23 protein-coding genes are annotated in these 22,206 nt (G+C 66.3%); 9 read left to right on the top strand and 14 right to left on the bottom strand.

Going from position 1 to position 22,206, the window contains the following annotated elements; genetic code table 11:
- Nucleotides 1–87: 87 nt before the first annotated feature.
- From atpD to FG95_RS14975, 4 genes are all read right to left on the bottom strand, one after another.
- Nucleotides 88–1,623, bottom strand: a complete 1,536-nt coding sequence (gene atpD / locus FG95_RS14990) for a F0F1 ATP synthase subunit beta (protein WP_037556904.1) — start codon at nt 1,621–1,623, stop codon at nt 88–90.
- 24 nt (nt 1,624–1,647) lie between these two features.
- Nucleotides 1,648–2,523: a F0F1 ATP synthase subunit gamma gene (locus tag FG95_RS14985; RefSeq protein ID WP_037556903.1), complete on the bottom strand. Its 876-nt coding sequence runs from the start codon at nt 2,521–2,523 to the stop codon at nt 1,648–1,650.
- A 93-nt stretch (nt 2,524–2,616) separates the two neighbouring features.
- Nucleotides 2,617–4,146 (bottom strand): F0F1 ATP synthase subunit alpha, encoded by a 1,530-nt coding sequence (gene atpA, locus FG95_RS14980; protein WP_037556901.1) that lies wholly within the window; start codon nt 4,144–4,146, stop codon nt 2,617–2,619.
- Nucleotides 4,147–4,185: 39 nt separating this feature from the next.
- A complete protein-coding gene (locus FG95_RS14975; protein ID WP_037556900.1) occupies nt 4,186–4,752 on the bottom strand; it encodes a F0F1 ATP synthase subunit delta in 567 nt (188 codons plus the stop codon).
- A gap of 257 nt (nt 4,753–5,009) precedes the next feature.
- On the opposite strand from FG95_RS14975, the gene FG95_RS14970 reads away from it, so the two are divergent.
- The 3 genes from FG95_RS14970 to FG95_RS14960 are packed head-to-tail and all read left to right on the top strand — an operon-like array spanning nt 5,010 to nt 7,015.
- Complete coding sequence (locus tag FG95_RS14970; protein ID WP_037556899.1) at nt 5,010–5,687, top strand: dienelactone hydrolase family protein; 678 nt, start codon at nt 5,010–5,012, stop codon at nt 5,685–5,687.
- Nucleotides 5,684–6,211: an AAA family ATPase gene (locus FG95_RS14965; protein ID WP_037556898.1), complete on the top strand. Its 528-nt coding sequence runs from the start codon at nt 5,684–5,686 to the stop codon at nt 6,209–6,211. Before FG95_RS14970 ends, FG95_RS14965 begins: the two co-directional genes overlap by 4 nt.
- A 3-nt stretch (nt 6,212–6,214) precedes the next feature.
- Entirely contained in the window at nt 6,215–7,015 is an 801-nt protein-coding gene (locus tag FG95_RS14960) for an alpha/beta hydrolase (RefSeq protein WP_052182406.1), read from the top strand.
- Nucleotides 7,016–7,025: 10 nt separating this feature from the next.
- Here the strand turns inward: FG95_RS14960 and FG95_RS14955 are convergent, their stop codons facing one another.
- The 3 genes from FG95_RS14955 to FG95_RS14945 are packed head-to-tail and all read right to left on the bottom strand — an operon-like array spanning nt 7,026 to nt 9,118.
- Complete coding sequence (locus FG95_RS14955; RefSeq protein ID WP_037556897.1) at nt 7,026–7,310, bottom strand: type II toxin-antitoxin system RelE family toxin; 285 nt, start codon at nt 7,308–7,310, stop codon at nt 7,026–7,028.
- Nucleotides 7,300–7,548, bottom strand: a complete 249-nt coding sequence (locus FG95_RS14950) for a type II toxin-antitoxin system Phd/YefM family antitoxin (protein WP_037556896.1) — start codon at nt 7,546–7,548, stop codon at nt 7,300–7,302. The genes FG95_RS14955 and FG95_RS14950 overlap by 11 nt, the downstream gene beginning before the upstream one ends.
- 31 nt (nt 7,549–7,579) lie before the next feature.
- On the bottom strand, nt 7,580–9,118 hold the full coding sequence (locus tag FG95_RS14945; protein ID WP_037556908.1) for a S1C family serine protease: 1,539 nt from the start codon (nt 9,116–9,118) through the stop codon (nt 7,580–7,582).
- Between the two features lie 102 nt (nt 9,119–9,220).
- Between FG95_RS14945 and FG95_RS14940 the strand changes: the two genes are divergently transcribed.
- Genes FG95_RS14940 through FG95_RS14925 form a run of 4 tightly spaced genes read left to right on the top strand, consistent with a single transcriptional unit; the run spans nt 9,221 to nt 11,998 of the window.
- On the top strand, nt 9,221–9,706 hold the full coding sequence (locus tag FG95_RS14940) for a DUF1203 domain-containing protein (protein WP_037556907.1): 486 nt from the start codon (nt 9,221–9,223) through the stop codon (nt 9,704–9,706).
- On the top strand, nt 9,703–10,764 hold the full coding sequence (ada, locus tag FG95_RS14935) for a bifunctional DNA-binding transcriptional regulator/O6-methylguanine-DNA methyltransferase Ada (RefSeq protein ID WP_152567667.1): 1,062 nt from the start codon (nt 9,703–9,705) through the stop codon (nt 10,762–10,764). The genes FG95_RS14940 and ada overlap by 4 nt, the downstream gene beginning before the upstream one ends.
- An 11-nt stretch (nt 10,765–10,775) precedes the next feature.
- Nucleotides 10,776–11,207 carry a nuclear transport factor 2 family protein gene (locus FG95_RS14930; protein WP_037556894.1) on the top strand — a complete coding sequence of 144 codons (432 nt, stop codon included), beginning with the start codon at nt 10,776–10,778 and terminating at the stop codon, nt 11,205–11,207.
- A gap of 32 nt (nt 11,208–11,239) precedes the next feature.
- On the top strand, nt 11,240–11,998 hold the full coding sequence (locus FG95_RS14925) for an isocitrate lyase/PEP mutase family protein (RefSeq protein ID WP_037556892.1): 759 nt from the start codon (nt 11,240–11,242) through the stop codon (nt 11,996–11,998).
- Here the strand turns inward: FG95_RS14925 and FG95_RS14920 are convergent.
- The 5 genes from FG95_RS14920 to FG95_RS14900 all read right to left on the bottom strand — a co-directional run bounded on the left by FG95_RS14920 (nt 11,992) and on the right by FG95_RS14900 (nt 17,148).
- A complete protein-coding gene (locus tag FG95_RS14920; protein WP_037556891.1) occupies nt 11,992–13,536 on the bottom strand; it encodes a tetratricopeptide repeat protein in 1,545 nt (514 codons plus the stop codon). The two genes, FG95_RS14925 and FG95_RS14920, sit on opposite strands and share 7 nt — an antisense overlap.
- A 77-nt stretch (nt 13,537–13,613) precedes the next feature.
- Entirely contained in the window at nt 13,614–15,794 is a 2,181-nt protein-coding gene (locus FG95_RS14915) for a primosomal protein N' (protein ID WP_037556890.1), read from the bottom strand.
- Between the two features lie 90 nt (nt 15,795–15,884).
- Nucleotides 15,885–16,355 (bottom strand): SRPBCC domain-containing protein, encoded by a 471-nt coding sequence (locus FG95_RS14910; RefSeq protein WP_037556889.1) that lies wholly within the window; start codon nt 16,353–16,355, stop codon nt 15,885–15,887.
- Complete coding sequence (locus FG95_RS14905; protein ID WP_037556887.1) at nt 16,352–16,678, bottom strand: ArsR/SmtB family transcription factor; 327 nt, start codon at nt 16,676–16,678, stop codon at nt 16,352–16,354. The genes FG95_RS14910 and FG95_RS14905 overlap by 4 nt, the downstream gene beginning before the upstream one ends.
- On the bottom strand, nt 16,675–17,148 hold the full coding sequence (locus FG95_RS14900; RefSeq protein ID WP_037556886.1) for a VOC family protein: 474 nt from the start codon (nt 17,146–17,148) through the stop codon (nt 16,675–16,677). Before FG95_RS14900 ends, FG95_RS14905 begins: the two co-directional genes overlap by 4 nt.
- 99 nt (nt 17,149–17,247) lie before the next feature.
- On the opposite strand from FG95_RS14900, the gene FG95_RS14895 reads away from it, so the two are divergent.
- Nucleotides 17,248–18,177: a glutaminase gene (locus FG95_RS14895; RefSeq protein ID WP_037556885.1), complete on the top strand. Its 930-nt coding sequence runs from the start codon at nt 17,248–17,250 to the stop codon at nt 18,175–18,177.
- Nucleotides 18,178–18,180: 3 nt separating this feature from the next.
- Here the strand turns inward: FG95_RS14895 and FG95_RS14890 are convergent, their stop codons facing one another.
- Entirely contained in the window at nt 18,181–18,612 is a 432-nt protein-coding gene (locus tag FG95_RS14890) for a septal ring lytic transglycosylase RlpA family protein (RefSeq protein ID WP_037556884.1), read from the bottom strand.
- Between the two features lie 129 nt (nt 18,613–18,741).
- Nucleotides 18,742–21,288, bottom strand: coding sequence for a DNA topoisomerase (ATP-hydrolyzing) subunit B (gene gyrB, locus FG95_RS14885; RefSeq protein WP_037556883.1), 2,547 nt, complete (start codon nt 21,286–21,288; stop codon nt 18,742–18,744).
- Between the two features lie 107 nt (nt 21,289–21,395).
- Here gyrB and FG95_RS14880 point away from each other — a divergent pair, with 107 nt between their 5' ends.
- Nucleotides 21,396–21,830 (top strand): hypothetical protein, encoded by a 435-nt coding sequence (locus FG95_RS14880; RefSeq protein ID WP_037556882.1) that lies wholly within the window; start codon nt 21,396–21,398, stop codon nt 21,828–21,830.
- Nucleotides 21,831–22,206: the final 376 nt, after the last annotated feature.

Raw genomic sequence — 22,206 nt, 5'->3', positions numbered from 1 at the left:
GTCCCTCGACAGGCCCTCCCCCAGCCCCTCCCGCTTGCGGGAGGGGAGTTTTAAGGCGTCCCTCCCGCAAGCGGGAGGGGAACTCGATTACGCGTCTTCGGCGAGCTTCGCGGCCTTGGCGACCGCTTCATCGATGCCGCCGACCATGTAGAAGGCCGCTTCGGGCAGATGGTCGTACTCGCCATCGACGACGGCCTTGAACGACTTCACCGTGTCTTCGATCGCGACGAACTTGCCGGGGATGCCGGTGAAGACTTCGGCGACGTGGAACGGCTGCGACAGGAAGCGCTGGATCTTGCGCGCGCGGGCGACGACCAGCTTATCTTCTTCCGACAGCTCGTCCATGCCGAGGATCGCGATGATGTCCTGCAGCGACTTGTACTTCTGCAGCGTTTCCTGAACGCGGCGCGCGGTCTCATAATGCTCCTGCCCGACCGTGGCGGCGGTCAGCACGCGCGAGGTCGAGTCGAGCGGGTCGACCGCGGGATAGATGCCGAGTTCCGAAATCGCGCGGCTCAGCGTCGTCGTCGCGTCCAAGTGAGCGAACGAGGTGGCGGGCGCCGGGTCGGTCAAATCGTCCGCGGGGACGTAAATGGCCTGCACCGAGGTGATCGAGCCCTTGGTGGTCGAGGTGATGCGTTCCTGCAGCGCGCCCATGTCGGTCGACAGCGTCGGCTGGTAACCCACCGCCGAGGGAATACGGCCGAGCAGCGCCGACACTTCCGAACCCGCCTGGGTGAAGCGGAAGATGTTGTCGACGAAGAAGAGCACGTCCTGCCCTTCCTGGTCGCGGAAATATTCGGCCATGGTGAGGCCCGAGAGCGCAACGCGCGCGCGGGCGCCCGGGGGTTCGTTCATCTGGCCGAACACCAGCGCCACCTTCGACCCGTCGGGGGTCGGGTTGCCGTCGGCGTCCTTGGCGATGACGCCGGCGTCGAGGAATTCGTGATAAAGATCGTTGCCTTCGCGGGTGCGTTCACCGACGCCCGCGAACACGCTGACGCCGCCATGACCCTTGGCGATGTTGTTGATCAGTTCCTGAATCAGCACGGTCTTGCCGACGCCGGCGCCGCCGAACAGGCCGATCTTGCCGCCCTTGGCATAGGGCGCGATGAGATCGATGACCTTGATGCCGGTGACGAGGATCGCGGCTTCGGTCGACTGGTCGACGAATTCGGGAGCCTTGGCGTGGATCGGCGCCGACATGCCGGCATTGACCGGGCCGCGTTCGTCGATCGGGTCGCCGATGACGTTGAGGATGCGGCCCAGCGTCTGCGGACCGACGGGGACCGAGATCTGCGCGCCGGTGTCGGTGACGGGCTGGCCGCGGGTCAGGCCGTCGGTCGCGTCCATCGCGATCGTGCGGACGGTGTTTTCGCCGAGGTGCTGCGCGACTTCGAGGACGAGGCGGTTGCCGTTGTTGTCGGTTTCGAGCGCGTTCAGAATCGCGGGCAGCGGGCCGGTGAACTGGACGTCGACGACGGCGCCGATGACCTGCGCGACGCGGCCCGTTGCGGTGCCGGCGGTTGCGGCGGCCTTGGGAGCGGCAGCCTTCTTCGGCGCAGCAGCCTTGGGCGCGGCGGCCTTCTTGGCGGGAGCCTTCTTCTCGGGAGCGGTAGCCATTACTTTCTTCCTTGCTTGGATAGCTTAGAGCGCTTCCGCGCCTGCAATGATTTCGATGAGTTCGGTGGTGATCGCCGCCTGACGCGTGCGGTTGTAAACGATGGTCAGCTTGTTGATCAGCTCGCCCGCATTGCGCGTCGCATTGTCCATCGCGGTCATCGACGCGCCCTGTTCGGAGGCGGCGTTTTCAAGGAGGCCCTTGAAGATCTGGATCGTGACGTTGCGCGGCAGGAGGTCGGCGAGGATCGCTTCCTCGTCGGGCTCATATTCGACCGCGGCGCCGCTCGACGCCGGGACATCGGCGGGCGGCGGAACGGGGATCATCTGCTGCCCGGTCGCGATCTGGAGCAGCGCCGAGCGGAACTTCGAATAGAAGAGATGCGCGACGTCGAACGCGCCGGCTTCGTACATCTCCATGACCTTCGCCGAGATGTCGTGCGCCTGGTCGAAGCCGATGTCGCGGATGCCGGTCGTTTCATACTGCTCGACGATCTGGCCCTGGAACAGGCGAGCGATCACCGGGCGGCCCTTGCGGCCGACGAGGAAGAAGAGGACCTTCTTGCCTTGCGATTGCAGTTCGAGCGCCTTGTCGCGCGCGGCCTTGACGATGTTCGAGTTGAACGCGCCCGCAAGGCCGCGGTCGCTGTTGAGCACGACGAGCAGGTGCGTGTCGCTCTTGCCCGTGCCCGAAAGCAGCTTCGGCGCCGAATCCGACGCGCCGACCTTCGACGCGAGGCTCGCGACGACGCCTTCGAGACGCTCGGCGTAAGGACGCGCGGCTTCGGCGGCCGCCTGCGCCTTGCGCAGCTTCGCGGCGGCGACCATCTTCTTGGCCTTGGTGATCTTCTGGGTCGATTTGACCGAGACGATCCGCCCTTTTAGTTCCTTCAGACTGGCCATAAGTCCCGTCTTTACCCTTTGTTCGTCATCCCGGCGAAGGCCGGGGCCTCATCGTCGAGATCCCGGCTTTCGCCGGGACGACGACGTGAATGGTTACGCGAAAATCTTGGCGAAGGCGTCGAGCGCGGCGACCAGCGCCTTCTTCGTGTCGTCGCCCAGATCCTTGGTGTCGCGGATCGCCTTCAGCACATCGGCGTGATCGCTGCGCAGATAGGCGAGCATCGCCTGTTCGTAACGCGACACGTCGGTCGTCGCGACATTGTCGAGATAGCCGTTGGTGCCCGCGAAGATCGACGCGGTCTGCTCCTCGAACGGCATCGGCTGGAACTGCGGCTGCTTCAGCAGCTGCGTCAGGCGCGCGCCGCGGTTGAGCAGCTTCTGCGTCGACGCGTCGAGGTCCGAACCGAACTGGGCGAAGGCCTCCATTTCGCGATACTGGGCGAGCTCGAGCTTGATCGAGCCCGACACCTTCTTCATCGCCTTGGTCTGCGCGGCCGAGCCGACGCGGCTCACCGACAGGCCGACGTTGATCGCGGGGCGGATACCCGCGTTGAACAGGTTGGTTTCGAGGAAGATCTGGCCGTCGGTAATCGAAATCACGTTGGTCGGAATGTACGCCGACACGTCGCCCGCCTGCGTTTCGATGATCGGCAGCGCGGTGAGCGAGCCTGCGCCATTGTCGCTGTTCATCTTCGCGGCGCGCTCGAGCAGGCGGCTGTGGAGATAGAAAACGTCGCCGGGATAGGCTTCGCGGCCCGGCGGGCGGCGGAGCAGCAGCGACATCTGACGATAGGCGACGGCCTGCTTCGAAAGGTCGTCATAGACGATCACGGCGTGCATGCCGTTGTCGCGGAAAAATTCGCCCATCGTCACGCCGGCATAGGGTGCGAGATACTGGAGCGGCGCGGGTTCCGACGCGGTCGCGGCGACGACGATCGAATATTCCATCGCGCCATTTTCTTCGAGCTGGCGCACGATCTGCGCGACGGTCGAGCGCTTTTGACCGACCGCGACATAGATGCAGTACAGCTTCTTTGACTCATCGTCGCCGGCGTTGACCTGCTTCTGGTTGATGAAGGTGTCGATCGCGACGGCGGTCTTGCCGGTCTGGCGGTCGCCGATGATCAGCTCGCGCTGGCCGCGGCCGACGGGGACGAGCGCGTCGAGCGCCTTGAGGCCGGTCTGGACGGGTTCGTGGACCGAGGTGCGCGGGATGATGCCCGGCGCCTTGACTTCGACGCGCATGCGCTTGTCGGCCTTGATCGGGCCCTTGCCGTCGATCGGGTTGCCGAGGCCATCGACGACGCGGCCGAGCAGGCCCTTGCCGACGGGAACGTCGACGATCGTGCCGGTGCGCTTGACGGTGTCGCCTTCCTTGATCTCCGAGTCCGAGCCGAAGATCACGATGCCGACATTGTCGGCCTCGAGGTTGAGCGCCATGCCCTTCACGCCGTTGGCGAATTCGACCATTTCACCGGCCTGGACATTGTCGAGGCCGTGGACGCGGGCGATGCCGTCGCCGACCGAGAGCACCGAACCGATTTCGCTGACCGTGGCATCGGTCCCGAAATTGGCGATCTGGTCCTTGATGACCTTGCTGATTTCAGCGGCGCGGATTTCCATTATTCAGCCTTTCATCGGGCGTTTTGGCGTAGGGGGCGTTCAGCCCTTCATCGCCTGGGCGAAACTGTTGAGACGGGTACGGATGCTGCCGTCGATCAGCTGGCTGCCCAGCTGGACGACGAGGCCGCCGAGGATGGCGGGATCGACGGTCGCCGCGACGGTGACGTCGCGTCCGACACGGGATTTGAGGTTCGCGGTCAGCTCTTTGAGCTGCGCGGCCGAAAGCGGGTGCGCGCTGGTGACCTGTGCGGTCACTTCGCCGCGGTGGTCGGCGACGATCGCGTCGAACGCGTCGATCATCTTGGGCAGGTCGGCGAGGCGGCGGTTCTCGGCGAGCACGCCGAGGAATTTGGCGGTCAGCGAATCGAGCTTCAGCGACTTGGCGACCGCGGCGATGGCATTGGCGGCGTCGGCGCGGCCGACGACGGGGCTCGCGATCAGGTTCGCAAGGTCGGCCGATTCGGTCACGCCCGTCTTGAGGGTGCCGAGGCTCTTCTGGACGGCGTCGATGGTGTTCGATTCGCGCGCCAGTTCGAACAGCGCGCTGGCATAGCGGCCCGCGAGGCCCGCCGTGATGTTGCCCTGAATGCCGCCGGAATTCTCCACGCGCGAAAGTCCTTTTCTTCGATCCCGAGGGGGATGGCTGCGCGGATTTGCCCGGCATCCGGAAATGCCCCCGCTGCAAAGTCGGGGCGCGCGTAGCAACGATTGTGCCGCAATGCAAGGCGGGGGTTGGGGACTCAAACTGCCATCCCTCTGCCGTTCGCCCTGAGCTTGTCGAAGGGCCGCCCTTCCTTCAAAGGTTGAAGGAAAGAAGAACGGTGCTTCGACGGGCTCAGCACGAACGGACGAGAGGGAAATCGATGGGCGAGATGATCCGGATGACGATGGACGACGGCGCCGAAATCGCGGTCTATCACGCGCAGCCGGTGGGCGAACGCCGCGGCGGGCTGGTGCTGGTGCAGGAGATTTTCGGGGTCACCGATCATATCCGCGAGCTGTGCGACGAATATGCCGCCGACGGCTATGAAGTGCTCTCGCCCGCGCTGTTCGACCGCGAGCATCCGGGGTTCGAGAGCGACTATTCGGGACCGCAGTTCGAGCGCGCGGTCGAACTCGCGCGCAAACTGCATCCGTTCGAGCAGAGCCTGAAGGATGCGCAGACGTGCATCGACGCGCTGAAGGGCAAAGGTCCGGTCTTCATTACCGGCTATTGCTATGGCGGGTCGGTGGCGTGGCGGATGGGGCAGATCAGCCCCGACCTCGCGGCGGCGTCGGCCTATTATGGCGGCCTGGTGCCCACCATGTTCAAGGACGAGGCGCCCGCGTGCGCCGCCATCGCCCATTTCGGCCGCTTCGACGACGGCATCCCCATGGCGGGCGTCGAGGCGCTGACCGCGAAAGATCATCCGACCGCGCAAATCTTCGTCTATGAAGCGGGGCACGGCTTCAATAGCGACCGCCGCAAGGATTATCACGAACCGTCGAGCGAGCTGGCGCGCGAACGCACGCTGATGCTGTTCCGGGCGTGCGCGGGATGAAGCTGGTCTTCATCCACGGCCCCGCGGCGTCGGGAAAGCTGACCGTCGCGCGCGAGCTGGCGGCGCTTACTGGACTGCCGCTGTTCCACAATCACCTCGTCGTCGACGCATTGCTCGCGGTGTTTCCGTTCGGCAGCCCGGCCTTTGTCGAACTGCGCGAGGCGATGTGGATCGACGTGTTTCGCGCCGCCGCCGCCGAGCGGCGGTCGCTGATCTTCACCTTCCACCCCGAGGCGAGCGTCGCGCCCGATTTTCCGGAGCGCGTGGTCGCGCTGGTCGAGGCCGCGGGCGGCGGCGTCGATTTCGTCGCGCTGACCTGCGCGGCCGAAGTCGTCGAGGCGCGGATCGAGGCCGCATCGCGGCGGGCGAGCGGCAAATTGTCGTCGCTGGCGCAGCTGCGCGAACTGGAGGCGGAGGGCGCCTTCGCCTACCCGCCGCTTCCCGCCGCCGTTACGGTCGACACCGGCGTCACCGCACCGGGCGACGCTGCGCAGCATATTCGCGATGCCCTGAACCTGCCCTAGCGCATGAAACTTGCGGCCAATCTGATCGTTTTCGCCGCCGTGCTGCTGATTGTTGCGGCGGCGCTGCTCTATACGCAACAGCGGCGGATGATCTTTCCCGCGCCCGCCGATTATCCGGCCGCGCCGCCGCCGGGGTTCCGGATCGTCCGCACGCAGACCGACGACGGCCTGCGTCTGGCGGCTTTTTATCGCCCGGCGGACGAAGGCAAGACGACGATCCTCTTCTTCCACGGCAACGGCGACAATCTGTCGGGCGCGCTTCAGGCGGTGCGCGGACCCGCGGCGGCGGGGTACGGGCTGATGCTCGTCGAATATCGCGGCTATGGCGGCAACCCCGGCTCGCCCAGCGAAGCAGGCCTCTATCGCGATGGCGCGGCGGCGATGCGCTGGCTGGCGGCGGCGGGCGTCGATCCGGCGGAGGTCGTCGTGGTCGGCAATTCGATCGGGTCGGGCCCTGCAACCGAAATCGCGCTGCGGAACGATGTCGCGGCGCTGGTGCTGGTGTCGGGCCTGTCCAGCCTGCCCGATGTCGTGGCAGAGACGATGCCCGTCGTGCCGCGCGCGCTGGTCCGCGACCGGTTCGACAATGCGGCGAAGCTCGCGTGCGTGCGCGCGCCCGTCTTTCTGATGCACGGCGACGCCGACACGCTGGTAACACCGGCCAACCTGGAGCGACTCAAACGCGCGCGGCCCGATGCGACGGTGGTGCTGGTCGCGGGCGTCGGGCATGAACTGGCCTATACTGTGGCGGCGCAGGCGATCCTTGTCGGTTGGATCAACGGCAATATAGCGGCCCGACCCTAGGGTCCTGACCCTAGATACGGCGCGCCGCGGCCGGATAGGCTTCATTGCGCTCGCGTTTGCCGACCGCGACGACCTGCACCACGATGCGGTCATCGAAGACGCGATAAACCAACCGGTATCCGAACTTACGAAGCTTGATCTTGTAGCAATCGGGCATGTCGTGCAGTCGCGCCGACGGTACGCGCGGATTGCCCAGCCGTTCGCGCAGCTTTTTCGCAAATTGCGTCTGGACTGTCTTGTCGAGCTTTTTCCATTCCTTCTCTGCATCGCGAAGGAAGGTCAGCCTATAGGTCATCAATCGAGACCTCGATTTCTTCCTGCCCTTCGCGCTCGCGCACGATTTCGGCCAGTCGCATGTCATCGAGCGCGTCGAGGATCGCTTCCCACGCCTCGGCGGGGACCAGATAGGCTTCGGGCGTGTTGCGGTTGAGGATCGCGACGGGCGCGCCATCGGCGGCGCGAATGGCGGCCGAAGGATTTTTCTTGAGTTCCGAAATGCTGATGCCGAAGTCGGCGAGAAGCGGCTTCCCCATGACCTGTTAATAGGTCTTTTAACTGGTCACGTCAAGGTGCTGCATCGGCCGCCGCCGCACCGTTCGCCTTCTGACAGCGATAGACGAGCCGTTCGTTGGGGGTGCCGGGAAGCGCGCTGCGGATCGCGTCCTGCTGCGCGGCGAGCCCCGCGAGCGCGTCGGGGTCGGCCGTGCAGCCCTTGAGCGTGACGCCCGCGCGCGTGTCGCGCGCCTTCGCCATCGTCTCGGCGTCGAGCAGATAGCGTTCGACGCGATAGTCGCGCCCCGCCGGATCGATCGACGCGACGGTGACGGTCGCTTCCTCATTGGGGACGAGGATGCGCTGCCAGCGGTCGTCGGGTCCCTTCGTATATTGGGTGCGGCCGTTGACGCAGCCGCCCTTGCCGATGCTGATCGGCACATCGGTCGTCGCCGACACGGTGATGCGGCTGCGGTCGGAGCGGATCGTGCAGAGCAGGCTGCCCTGCGCGAGCTTCGGCGTTTCGGTGGCGGGCGTCTTCGCCGCTTCCTCGGCGATCTCGGCATGCGCGTCGGGACGCGTCGCGAACAGCACCGCCGCGATCAGGATCAGCGCGGCGCCGGCTCCCCCCGCGATCTTCGCGTTGCGCTTATTCTTCTGGCCGTAGAACATCAGCCCGGCGCCCGCCGCGAGCGCGCCGATCACGAACAACACCCCCGCGAGCGCGATGCGATTCTCGCGCGCCGCGAGCGCGTCGTCCTCGGCGCGCGCCTGTTTGAGTTCGCGGTCGAGCTTCGCGGCGGCATTTTTCGCGGCATTGGCCTCGGCATCGGCGCGCGCTTCGGCGTCGATCGCGGCGCGATTCCGCGCGTCGGCCTCGGCCATCGACAGGCAGGGGGTGCCGACGCTGGTATATTGCTGGTCCGCATCGGCGAGGAAGCGCATCAGCTCGCGTCCCGAAATGGCGAAGGCGAAGGGCGAATCGCCATCGTCGGCGCGCGTGATCGCGGTGTTGATGCCCGCGATGCGCCCGCACTGGTCGACGAGCGGCCCGCCCGAATTGCCGCGCGAGATTTTGGCGGTGTGGATCAGCATCGCGACGCCGTCGACCGACTGCAGATTCGACATATTGCCCTCGCTGCGCGTCGGGATGCGCGGGGTGATATAGTCGTTGGCGCTGCGCGCGGTCGCAAGGTCGACATTGCCCGGATAGCCCAGCGCGACGACGTCGGCGCCCGATTCGAGCGGTCCGGTGTAGATGGCGGCGGCGGGCAGCCGCCCCTCGGTGATCTCGACGAGCGCGAGGTCGCGCGCGGTGTCGATCGCGATCAGCTTGCCGGCATAGCTTTTCTGCCCCTCCGACGGGACGACGCCGAGCGCGACATTGCCCGGATAGCGCGCCGCCGATTCGACGACATGCGCGTTGGTGACGATGCGCGTCGGCGAGATCGCGATGCCGCTGCCGTGACCGAAACCGACGACCTCGCCGTCCATCATCGCGACGGTGACGACGCGCACGACGCTGCGCGACGCGGCGCTGATATCGTCGGCGGCGCGGACCGGAAGCGTGAGGGCGAAGAGGGCGAGCAGCAGGATGAGCAGGCGGGTCATGGCGCGCAAAATAGAGCCGCACGCTTTGAACGCAAGCATCGGGACGCGGTGCGGAGCGCGCTGTGGCATTCCTTCTCCGACAGCCGAGAAAGGATGTTTTCGATGACCTATCTGATCGAGGGGCTTTGCCCCGATCGCTTTGCGCCCTTGTTTGCGCTCGACGACGCCGGTCTCGCCGCGATCAACGCGCGGCGTGTGAAAGCGACCGCCGACCGCGGTTTTCCGTGCCGGATCAGCCTCGAGGATGCGAAGGCGGGCGAGACGCTGATCCTGCTCCATCACACCAGCCACGATGTCGCGACGCCCTATCGCAGCGCCTATGCCATCTATGTCCGTTCGGGCGTCGTGGCGGCGCGCTATCGCGACGCAATCCCGCCGGTGTTCGAGGGACGCCCGCTCGCGCTGCGCGCCTTCGATGCCGAGGGGATGCTGCAAACCGCGCGGCTCGCAGGACCGGGCGAGGCCGATGCCGCGATCCGCGACCTGTTCGCCGATGCGGGCATTTCCTATATCGATGCCCATAATGCCGCGCACGGTTGCTTCGCCGCGCGGATCGAAAGGGACGAGTCCCAAAGGAGCGAGAAATGAGCCGCGACCCGATGACCGACGACGAGCGCTGGCAGGCGGTGGAGGCGCGCGACAAGGCGTTCGACGGACGCTTCGTTACCGGCGTGCTCACCACCGGCATCTATTGCCGGCCGAGCTGCGCCGCGCGGCATCCGAACCGCGAAAATGTGCGTTTCTTCGCCGACGGCGCCGCGGCGCGCAGGGCGGGGCTGCGCCCCTGCAAGCGCTGCCTGCCCGACGATGTCGCGCGCGACGAAAGCGCGGTGATCAAGGCGATCGCCGCGATCAAGCAAAGCGAGGAACCGCTCGCGCTCGCCGATCTCGCCGCGCGCACCGGCTATTCGCCGACGCATTTCCAGCGCGTCTTCACCCGCCACACCGGCCTGTCGCCCGCCGCCTATGCCCGCGCACTGCGCGAGGAACGCGCGCGCGCCGCGCTGAGCGAGGGCACAAGGGTGACCGACGCGATCTACGACGCGGGCTTTTCGGGGCCGTCGCGTTTCTACGAGAATATGGAGGGACGCATGGGTATGACGGCTTCGGCGTGGGTGAACGGCGGCAAGGGCGCGACGATCCACTGGGCGGTGGTGCCGACCAGCCTCGGCGACATGCTCGTCGCCGCGACCGACAAGGGCGTGTGCCGTTTGAGCTTCGCCGAAGGACGCGAGGCATTGGAGGAGCGTTTTCCCGCCGCCGATCTGGTCGAGGGCGGCGATGACTTTGCCGCGCTGCTGAGGCAGGTCGTCGACGCGGTCGAGGCGCCGGTGAACGGCTTCGACCATATCCCGATCGACGTGAAGGGCACCGCCTTTCAGGAAGCGGTGTGGCGCGAGCTCAGGAAGATTCCGGCGGGCGAGACGCGCAGCTATTCGGACATCGCCGCCGCGGTCGGCAAGCCAGCAGCAGTCCGCGCGGCAGGCAGTGCCAACGGCGCCAACAATGTGGCGGTGCTGATCCCGTGCCACCGCGTCGTGCGCAGCGACGGGTCATTGGGCGGCTATGCCTATGGCCTGCCGATCAAGGACGAACTGCTCAGGCGCGAGGGCGCGTCCGGGCAGCCGCGCCTCGACGAATTTTGACGGAGGCGGCCATGGACAGCAAGGAGGCCGCACTCGCCGTCTGGCGCGCGTTCGCCACGCGCGACGCCGAACGGATTCGCGCCGTCCTGACCGACGACGCCGAATGGCGCGCGCCGGCGCGCAATGCCACGGCGGTCGCGCTCGGCGTGAGCGATCATATGGTCGGCGCCGATGCGATCGTGCGATTCATCCTCGATGATTATCCGCGGCTTTTCAGCGGCGGGATGCGGATCGCGCCGATTTCGCTCACCGCCGAGGACGAGCGTGTCGTGTTCGAGCAGCGCCAGAGCGCCACGCTTGCCAACGGGCGCGACTATGCGCTCGACTATGTTTTCATTTTTGAAATGCAGGGCGGGCGGGTCCGGCGTATTCGCGAATATATGGATACGAAAAATGGCTATGATCAGGTTTTCGGCCCCATGCCCGCCGCCCGGATCGTCTGACTCACGCGGTATCGACAATGACGGAGTTTCCCATGACCGACAAGATTGCTGAATTTCGCGCACTGCACGTCCCCGGCGACCCGCTGATCCTCGTCAACATCTGGGATGCGGGGAGTGCGAAGGCGGTGGCGGGCGCCGGCGCGAAGGCGATCGCGACGGGCAGCTTCGGCGTCGCGGGCGCGCAGGGCCGCGCCGACGGCGAGGATTTCCCGATCGAGGATGTGTTCGAAAATCTGGGCCGCATCCTCGCGGTCACCGACTTGCCGGTCACGATCGACATGGAATCGGGCTATGGCGCCGATCCGTCGGCGGTCGGCGTCTCGGTCGGCCGCGCGAAAGCGGCGGGCGCGGCGGGAATCAATATGGAGGACCGGCTGCCCGGGGCTGACGATCTGCTTCCCGTCGCCGAAGCGGTGGCGCGCTACCGCGCGGCGGCGGACACCGGCATCTTCGTCAACGCGCGCTGCGACACGTTTCGCGGCGCCGATGCGGCGAAGGACGGCGACGCGCTCGTCGCCGCGACGCTCGAACGCGCGCGCGCCTATGCCGATGCGGGGGCGGGCTCGCTGTTCGTGCCCTTCCTGCTCGATCCCAAATATATCGGCGCGATCTGCGACGCGTCGCCGCTGCCGGTCAACATCCTGCGCGGCAAGGGCGGGCCGACGCACAAGGAACTCGCCGCGCTCGGCGTTGCGCGGATCAGCCACGGGCACCAGCCCTGGGCGGCGGCGATGGCGTGGCTCGCGGCGCAGGCCACGCAAGTGCTGGGCGGCGCCGAACCCGATTATTGAACTTTGGCGCCGGTCGTCGCGGACAGGTCGGCGGTGCCCTTTTCGGCATCGTCGCTCCTTTTGCGCATCGTTTCGATCTGCGCCAGAATCTGTTCGCCCTGTCCCCCGTCGTGCGGATCAAACGCCACCACCTTTGCAAGGCGGGCCGCTCGTTCGAAATCGCCGTTCCGGGCAAGGGCAAAGGCATAGGCGATGCGCGCGCTGGCACTTTCGGGGCCGAGCGCAAAGGCGCGCTCGAGCCCGGTGACCGCAATCTTCGGCGGCATGATTCCTTGCTGCAGGAAGCTTTCATGATAGGCGTAGAGCGGCACAGGATCGTCGGGATCGGTGCGGTTCGCCAATATGATCGGCTTTCGCGCCGCGGCCCAATCCTCGGTCGAGGGATCGTCTTTCTTGCCCAAGTCGTGGATCAGCATTTCGCCCAATAATATATTGGCGCGGACATGTTTCGGCTCGATCGCCAGCGCCTTGACGACTGCGGCCCGCGCCGCCGCGGCCTCGCGCTTCTCGTCGCCCAGATCCCATTCGGCGCGGGCCAGTTCATACCAGACGTTGGCGCTGTTGCCATATTCGGCGGTAAGCGCCTTCAAGCCGTCACGCACCTCTGCCAACCGTTCGCTATCGCGTGCGCTCCGCCGCTCGAGCTGCCACTGCACCAACGCATCCTCGGCATGAGGTAGCGGCGTTACCGTGATCGTTCCGGGAACCGGGATGGGGGCGGCCGATGTCATGTAAGTGAGCGACCGCCCGAGATAGCGCTGGAGATCGCGATCGAGCACGGCAAGGTCGCCGAAGGCCGCGACCGCCGCTTTTTCGCCTTCTTCGCCGCGATTGATCGCTTCGATATAAGCGGTGAGCTGCCCGGCGCGGTCGGGGTCATAATATAGCATGTGGGTAAGGAGCCAGGCGCGGCCGTAATAGACGTCCATCTGGCCGGAAGAGCGCATTTCGCGCGGTTGCTTCAGCAGCAGATCCTCCACCGGGATGCGGGGCATGTTGACCAGCCCGTGTGCACGGAAATAGGCGGGACGGCCGACCTGATAGTGACCCTTGCTCGTGAAATCGGCGGTCGAGTAGAATTCGGCGAACCCCTCGATGAACCAGGCGGGAAAGGCGGCGCCGAAATAGCGTTTCATGAAGTGATGCGTATATTCGTGGAACAGCGTTTGCTGCGACGCGGACGTGCCTTTGAACTTGACGATCTCGCGATTTGAAACGGCATAGCTGCCGTCGAGGTCGGCGCTGTAAAATCCCGCAATCGACGATCCGGACTTGCCCGTTGCCAGTCTCCCCGCGTCTGCCGCGCGGGGCACCAGATAGATGGTTAGCCGGTTGGGCTCTTTCCCGCCCGCCACCCGGAGTCGCAGGCGTAAAGTGGCATCGAAACGCTGCAGATCTTCCGCAAAGCTGTGCAGCGATCGTTCGCTGCCTTCGCTGTAGATGATGAAATTGTCGGTGTCGGCGCGCAGCCACTTGGCCTCTGCGCCCGTGGCCATCATGGCTGCGATCAGCGCCGCGGCGATTGTCGCTTTCCGCATAATCCCGTCCCCCCGGACTTTTTATGATCCCCGACAGGGGTTTTGGCGCGGCGCAGAGGCTATGTAAATAGCGGCGATCAGACGAAACTATAGGGATCGATGTCGATCGCGAGTCGCGCCTTGGCGGGCCAGTCGATGCGGCCCACCCAGTCGCGGATCGTCCCCTGCAGGTCGAAACTGCGCGGCGCGTGGAGCAGCAGGCGGAACCGGTGGCGGCCGCGCAGCATCGCGAGCGGCGCGGGGGCGGGACCATAGATGGCGAGTCCCTCGGCGACGGGCGCCTTGTCGCCCAGCCGTTTGGCGACGCCGCGCGCGACCTCGACGTCTTCGGACGAAATGACGAGCGCGGCGAAGCGGCCATAGGGCGGCGCGCCGGCGAATTTGCGCGCCGCGGCCTCAGCCGAATAAAAGCCGTCGCGGTCGTTCGCGACAAGCGCCGCCATGACGGGCGCGTCGGGCACGCGCGTCTGGATCAGCACTTCGCCGGGCTTCACCCCGCGCCCCGCGCGCCCCGCGACCTGCGCGATCTGCTGAAAGGTGCGCTCCGACGCACGCAAATCGCCGCCGTCGAGCCCGAGGTCGGCGTCGACGACGCCGACGAGCGTCAGGTTCGGGAAATGATAGCCCTTGGTGACGAGCTGGGTACCGATGATGATGTCGACCAGCCCGCCCTCGACATTGTCGACGAACTCGGCCGCCTTCGCGGGCGACCACAAGGTGTCGCTGGTGACGATGGCGGTTCTGGCTTCGGGGAAGCGCAGCGCGACCTCGTCGGCGACGCGCTCGACGCCGGGGCCGCAGGCGACGAGGCTGTCCTCATCCTCGCATTCGGGGCAGAGCCGCGGCGGCGGCATGACATGGCCGCAATGGTGGCAGGCGAGGCGGTGGACGAGCCGGTGCTCGACCATCCACGCGGTGCAGTTCGGGCACTGGATGCGGTGGCCGCAGGTGCGGCAGAGCGTCAGCGGCGCGAAGCCGCGGCGGTTCAGAAAGAGCAGGCTCTGTTCGCCCTTTTGAAGCCGGTCGGCGAGCGCGCCGACGAGCGGCGGGGCGAGCCAGCGGCCGCGGTCGGGCGGGTCCTGCCGCATGTCGATCGCCGAAAGGTCGGGCAAGGTCGCGCCGCCGAAGCGCGCGGGGAGCTTGATGTGGCGGTAGCGCCCGGCCTCGACCATCGCGAGGCTTTCGAGTGCGGGGGTCGCGCTCGCGAGCACCACCGGCAGCCCCTCGAAATGTCCGCGCATCACCGCGACGTCGCGCGCGTGATAATGGACGCCGTCCTCCTGTTTGAAGCTCGTTTCATGCGCTTCGTCGACGACGATCACGCCGAGATTGGCGTAAGGGAGGAACAGCGCCGAGCGCGCGCCGACGACGATCTTCGCCTCGCCCGCCGCGATGCTGTGCCACGCGCGGCGGCGCTCGGTCGATCGCAGCCCGCTGTGCCATGCGACGGGCTCGCAGCCGAAGCGCGCGGCGAAGCGCGTCAGCATCGGTTCGGTGAGCGCGATTTCGGGGAGGAGGACCAGCGCCTGCCTGCCCGCATCGATCGCGGCGGCGATCGCCTCCATATAGACTTCGGTCTTGCCCGACCCGGTGACCCCGTCGAGCAGCAGCGTTTCGAACTTCGCGGCGGCGACCGCGTCGCGAAGCTGCCCTGCGGCAGCGGTCTGCTCGTCCGAAAGGTCGGGCGGCGCGAAGCCGGGATCGGGTTCGGGATAGGGCGCGTCGGCCGACACCGCGACGGCTTCAAGCGCGCCGGTATTGACCAGCCCGCGGATCACCGCTTCGCTCACCTCGGCGAGCGCCGCGAGTTCGCGCACCAGCCCTTGCCGGCTGCCGATCTTTTCGAGTGCGACGGTGCGTTGCGGCGTCATCCGCGCGGGCAGCTCGCCGGTCGCGCGATATTCGACGATCGGGCGGCGCGCGTCGGCGAAGGCGGCGCCGGGCAGCACCATGCGCAGCACCGCGCCCGGGGGGCTGAGATAATAATCGCTCGTCCATTCGATCAGGCGGCGGAGCGGTGCCGCGATCGGTGGCACAGGCACGATCTCGTATAGATTGCGCAGGCGATTGTCGCCGACCGGCTCGGGCGCGCCGAAACTCTCATCCTCCCACACCACGCCGCCTATCCGCCGCGGCCCGAGCGGCGCGACGACGACGCTGCCGAGCGGCGCCTCGCTTCCCTGCGGGACGCGATAATCGAGCGGGCCGAGGGCGGCGGTCAAAAGGAGGACGCGGGCGCGAGAGCGATTATATTCCATGGGGTCGGGCAGGATATAGGGTCGCAGGTAAAATAGGAAAGCGCTGAGGGCGACCAGCGAAGGAGACGGCGCTTCCGCGCCCGCCTCCGCTCAAAGCCGCTGGCGCATCCCCTTCAACAGTTCGCGCCAATATTCCCCCAGCCGCCGCTGGAACAGCATCAGCTCGAACCCGTGCCGCGCGACGTGGCTTTGCGGGATCGTCTCCCAGCCGCGATGCTCGACGGTCACGCGCGTCTCGGCGCCGACCGCCTCGAAGCGCACATCGACCTCGGTCGCCTGATCGTCGCGGAAACTCGGCAGGCGCCAGGCGAATGCCAGCCGTTCGCCCGGCAGCCAGTGGCGGACCGCGCCGATTTCCCATTCTTCGCCATCGTCGAAGCGCGTGACGAGCCGTCCGTCCGGCCCCGCCGGATCGAAGCGCAGCGCGCCGTCGCCCTGCCGCGACAGCTGGAACAAAGGATGGCTCCGCCACCATTTGCCGATGTCGCGCGTAAAAGCCGTGAACGCCGCTTGCGGAGTCGCCGCGACGCGCAGCGCGACGATCACCGCCGCCCCGCTCATGGACCGCCCTCGACATGCGCCTTGAACGCCGCGAGCTGGTGCGACCACAGCGCCTCGGTCTCGGCGAGCCATTGCTTGAGCTCGGTCGTCGCGCCGTCCTTCAATCGATAGATGCGCACACGCGCGTCGAAGGTGGGATGCCCGTCCTCAACCAGCCCGCCTTCCTTCAGCGCGCGCAAATGCCGGCTCATCGCGGGCGGCGCGAGGCCGAGTTCGCCCGCCAGTTCGCCCGCGCTGCGCGGCCGTTCGCCGAGCAGTGCGATCGCGCGCCGCCGCGTGGGATCGGCGAGCGCGCCCAGCATCCGGTCGAGCGCCGCGCTCAATCGTCGAGCCGCGTCTTGGTCGTGAAGCCGCCCGCCGCGTCCCACTCGGCGGCGCTCTTCTCCTCGACCGTGACGCCAAAGGTCCAGATATGCCCCTCGGGATCCTTCGCGCGGTAGGTGCGGTCGCCATAGAATTGCGTTTCCGGTTCGGCGATGATGTCCGCCCCCGCCGCGCGCGCCTTTTCGCAATGCGCGTCGATATCGTCGCCTTGGCCCAGCTGGACGTGCACCGTCTGGGTGTTCTTGCCGCCGAGATTCGCGGGGCTGCGATGGTCATCGGACCATTCATTGCCGATCATGATCGACGAATTTCCATATTCCATCTCGCTGTGCGCGAGATTGCCCTGATCGTCGAGCAGCACGAAGGCCGGCTCGAACCCGAACGCGTCCTCCAGCCAGCGGAACGCCGCCTTCGCATCCTTGTAGCAGACGGCGCTCGCAAGCCCCTTGGGTCGCGGTTGATCGGCCATGTCGTGTCTCCCGAGTCGCTATTTGATTTCTCATTCATAGAATATTTTCACAAAAATGAAAATACTCGCCGATATGCGGCAAGATGATAAAGCGGCGCGATGACCGACGACCTCCGCCACCATATCGACGAAGCGATGAAGCTAGCCGCCGCGCAGCTCGGAAAAGGGCGCGTCGCCGACTATATCCCCGCGCTCGCCAACGTCGATCCGAACAAGCTCGGCTTCGCGCTCGCCCTCCCCGATGGGACTGTCCACAGCTCGGGCGACGCCGACGAGCCCTTCTCGATCCAGTCGGTGTCGAAGGTCTTCACATTGGCGCTCGCGCTCCGCCGCGTCGGCAGTTCGCTCTGGGACAGCGTCGGACGCGAGCCGTCGGGCAGCGCGTTCAACTCGATCGTCCAGCTCGAAAACGAACAGGGCATCCCGCGCAACCCACTGATCAACGCGGGCGCGCTCGCGACCACCGACCGGCTGATCGACGGGCGCAGCGGCGATGCGACCATCGATGAGATCGTCGATTTCATGCGTGCGCGGGCGGGAGACGACAGCGTCGCAATCGACTTCGACGTCGCATCGTCCGAATCCGAAACCGGCGCACGCAACCGCAGCCTCGCGCATTTCATGGACGCCTTCGGCAATCTGACGCATCCGGTCGAGACGGTGGTCGGCGTCTATTTCCGCCAATGCGCGATCGCCATGTCGTGCCGCCAGCTCGCGCGCGCCGGGCTGTTCCTCGCGATGGAGGGGCGCGACCCGCTGACCGGCGAGCAGCTCGTCGAACCGCACCGCGCACGGCGGATCAACGCGATCATGATGCTGTGCGGCCATTACGACAATAGCGGCGAATTCGCCTTCCGCGTCGGCCTTCCCGGCAAGAGCGGCGTCGGCGGCGGCATCCTCTGTATCGCGCCGGGTCAGGGATCGATCGCGGTCTGGTCGCCCGCGCTGGGCGAGGCGGGAACCTCCTTGGCCGGCGCCGTCGCGCTCGAACATTTCGCCTATGCGGCGGGATGGTCGGTGTTCGACTAACCCTCAGTCGTCAGCGAGCAGCGCCAGCTTGACCCGCGCGGTGCCGCTGCGGTGCATGCCGATCTCGCGCGCCGCGGCTTGGCTGACGTCGATCACGCGGCCGTGGGTAAAGGGACCGCGGTCGTTGATGCGGACGATCACGCTATCGCCGGTCGACATGTTGGTGACGCGCACCTTGCTGCCGAAGGGCAATGTGCGGTGCGCCGCGGTCAGCTGGCCGGGGTCGAAGCGTTCGCCGTTCGCGGTGCGGTTGCCGGCGAGTTCGTTGCCATAATAGCTCGCCATGCCACCGTCGATTTCGGTTTCCACGTCGGCGGCGTCGGCAAGGGGAATCGCGCCGGCGGCGACGGCGGGTATGGCGGCGGCGTCACTGTCCTGTGCAGCGGCCGACGCAACGAGCATCAGCGGCATGACCATGGTCGCAAGAGCCCGCATGGCATCCTCCCTTTTCGGTGAAGCGCCAAAAGCAGCGGCGGCCTGCCGAAACAAGCCGCCGCGCGTTAAACTGAACAGATTTTGCGTTCGAAAGTGCGTTTCGGCCCGTTTTTAAGAACCAAACCGAAATCAGACGTCGAGATTCGCCACCGAAAGCGCGTTCGTCTGAATGAAGTCGCGCCGCGGTTCGACCTCGTCGCCCATCAGCCGTTCGAAGATTTCATGCGCGACATCGGCTTGTTCGGCCTCGACACGCAGAAGCGAACGGTTGGCGGGATCGAGCGTCGTTTCCCAAAGCTGTTCGGCATTCATCTCGCCCAGCCCCTTGTAGCGGCTGATGGCGAGCCCCTTGCGGCTGTGCGCAAAGATCGCCTCGAGCAGTTCGGACGGGCGCGTGACCGGATTGGCCTTCGCGTTCGTCGCGGCGGGGACATCGCCCTCTTCGCCGTCGGCAATCTCGGTTTCGACATCGGCCGCCGCGCCACTCGCCTTCACCAGCCGGCCGGGGCGGGCATAGGTGTCGGCCTGTTCGGCGGCGAGCTTGTGCATCCGGCGCGCTTCCTGGCTGGCGAGGAAACCCGCGTCGATCGCATGATGATCGCTGACCCCGCGCCAGCGGCGCTCGAGCGTATAGCCGCCACCCTCGACCGCTTCGACGGTCCACACCGCTTCGGCCCCGCCCGTCAGCGCGCGCTCGGCGGCATTGAGCCAGGTCGCAGCGGTCGCGGCGGCGCTGTGGCGGCCCGCGGTGTCGAGATCGGGATCGAGCGCGCCGGTCAGCGCGAGCGCCTCGACCAGCCCGTGATTGAGGGTACGCGGCACATAACGCATCAGCGCGCGCAGCCGCCGGCCGTGATCGATCAGCGAGCGGAGATCGGCGCCCGAGCGCGCGCCGCCCGCGGTTTCGAGCAGCAGCGCATCGATCCCCGCGTCGACGAGATAATTTTCGAGCGCGGTGTCGTCCTTGAGATAGACCTCGCTCCGCCCCTTCGCGACCTTGTAGAGCGGCGGCTGGGCGATGTAGAGATGGCCGTTCTCGATGATCTCGGGCATCTGGCGATAGAAGAAGGTGAGCAAAAGCGTGCGGATATGCGCGCCGTCGACGTCGGCGTCGGTCATGATCACGATCTTGTGATAGCGCAGTTTTTCGAGGTTGAACTCGTCGCGAATCCCGGTGCCGAGCGCCTGGATCAATGTCCCGACTTCCTTCGACGAGATGATGCGGTCGAAGCGCGCGCGCTCGACGTTCAAAATCTTGCCCTTCAGCGGCAGGATCGCCTGCACATGGCGGTCGCGGCCCTGCTTCGCCGATCCGCCCGCCGAGTCACCCTCGACGAGGAAGAGTTCGCATTTCGAGGGGTCGCGTTCCTGGCAGTCGGCGAGCTTGCCGGGCAGGCTCGCAATGTCCATCGCGCCCTTGCGCCGCGTCAGCTCGCGCGCCTTTTTCGCGGCTTCGCGCGCCGCGGCGGCGTCGATGACCTTCTGGATCACCGCCTTGGCATGCGCGGGATTTTCCTCGAGCCATTCGGTCATCCGGTCGGCCATCAGGCTTTCGAGCGGCTGGCGGACTTCGGACGACACGAGCTTGTCCTTGGTCTGCGAGCTGAACTTCGGATCGGGCAGCTTGACCGAAACGATCGCGGTCAGGCCTTCGCGCATGTCCTCGCCGGTCAGCGAGACCTTCTCCTTCTTCAGCATCCCCGACTTTTCGCCATAGCCATTGAGCGTGCGCGTCAGCGCGGCGCGGAATGCCGCGAGATGCGTGCCGCCGTCGCGCTGCGGGATGTTGTTGGTGAAGCAGAGGACATTTTCATAATAGCTGTCGTTCCACTCGAGCGCGACGTCGATGCCGATGCCGTCGCGTTCGCTGCTGATCGCGATCGGATCGGGGAGCAGCGCATTCTTGTTGCGGTCGAGATATTGGACGAACGCCGCGATCCCGCCCTCATAGAAAAGGTCGTGCGTTTCATGCTCGGCGTGGCGCGCATCGACGAGCTTGATGCGCACGCCCGAGTTCAGGAAAGCGAGCTCGCGATAGCGATGCTCGAGCTTTTCGAAATCGAATTCGGTGACATTTTTGAAGGTTTCGGTCGAGGCGCAGAAGGTGACGCGCGTCCCTTTCTTGCCCGCGGGGGCAGGACCGGTGACCTTGAGCGGCGCGACCGAATCGCCATGTTCGAAGCGCATCCAATGCTCTTCGCCGTCGCGCCAGATCGTGAGTTCGAGCCATTCGCTGAGCGCGTTGACGACCGAAACGCCGACGCCGTGCAGACCGCCCGACACCTTATAGGCATTGTCGTCGCTCGTATTCTCGAACTTCCCGCCCGCGTGGAGCTGGGTCATGATGACCTCGGCCGCCGAAATGCCTTCCTCGGCGTGGATGCCGGTCGGGATGCCGCGGCCATTGTCCTCGACGCTGACCGAGCCGTCGCTATTGAGCGTGATCAGCACGAGGTCGCAATGCCCCGCGAGCGCCTCGTCGATCGCATTGTCCGAAACCTCGAACACCATATGATGCAGGCCCGAGCCGTCGTCGGTGTCGCCGATATACATGCCCGGGCGCTTGCGGACCGCGTCGAGGCCCTTCAATACCTTGATCGAATCGGCGCCATAGGCGTTGCTGTTGGGCTGATTGGCGGGCGCGACCGGCGCCGTATTTTCTGGGGTGTCCGTCATAACGATTATATAGGGTCGCGGACCCGAAAACCCAAGCGAAAATGCGGCTCTCGGGCCTTGGGCGACGAGCGTTGCGCGGGGACGCCGCGGCGGCTAGTTTCAGGGGCATGAAACAAGGCCTCGCTTCTCCCCTCGCCCTGCTCCTCGCCGCCTCGCTCGCCGCGTGCAGCCAGCCCGCTCCGCCCGCCGATAACGCCCCCGTTGTCGCGGGCGAACCCATCGCGACGCGCGCGGTGATGATCGGCACCGAGGGACCGAGCCTGCCCGCCTGTTCGAGCATCAGCCGCGTCAAGACGGGCGGCACCGACGTCTATTGGGCGCCGAACGAGACGCGCGCGGTCAAGGCGAAGCTCGCCGGCGGCGCGAATGTGTCGCTGTGCGAAGCCGCGGAAAACGACGCCTGGTTCGGCGTCGTCTTCGCCGCGCCCGGTACCGACCCCGACATGTGCGGCGTCGGCAAGTCGGTCCCCAACGCGCGCGAATATCAGGGCCCGTGCCGCTGGGGCTGGATCAAGGGCGGGACGGTCCAGCTCGGCGGCTAAAGCCACAAAATATACGGATGAACGCGCCGAAACTGTCGCCTTGGTCGCTTTAGGACCGGCGCGCGATACAGTCGCTTGCGGGCGATGATCGACGGTTCAAAGAGCCAGCTTTCAGGCTGGCACAGCTGGGTAATGTAGGAAAGTCGTCTTTTCGAGTCATCCTTACCCCTCTCTTGTCGGGAGCTGAAAGGATGGCGAATGTCCGGAAACGACCGTTAGTTGCCGTTGGATCCTCCCTGTGCCGCAGGCATGGGGAGGTGGCAGCGCGAAGCGCTGACGGAGGGGCTATGGCGCACCGTCGCGGCCCCTCCACCACCGCCTGCGGCGGCGGTCCCCCTCCCCATCGCTGCGCGACACTCCTCGTCATCCCGGCGAA

Origin of the sequence: Sphingopyxis sp. LC363, from assembly GCF_000756385.1 — a bacterium.
Lineage (GTDB): Bacteria > Pseudomonadota > Alphaproteobacteria > Sphingomonadales > Sphingomonadaceae > Sphingopyxis.
This window is presented reverse-complemented; position numbering and strand designations above follow the sequence as displayed.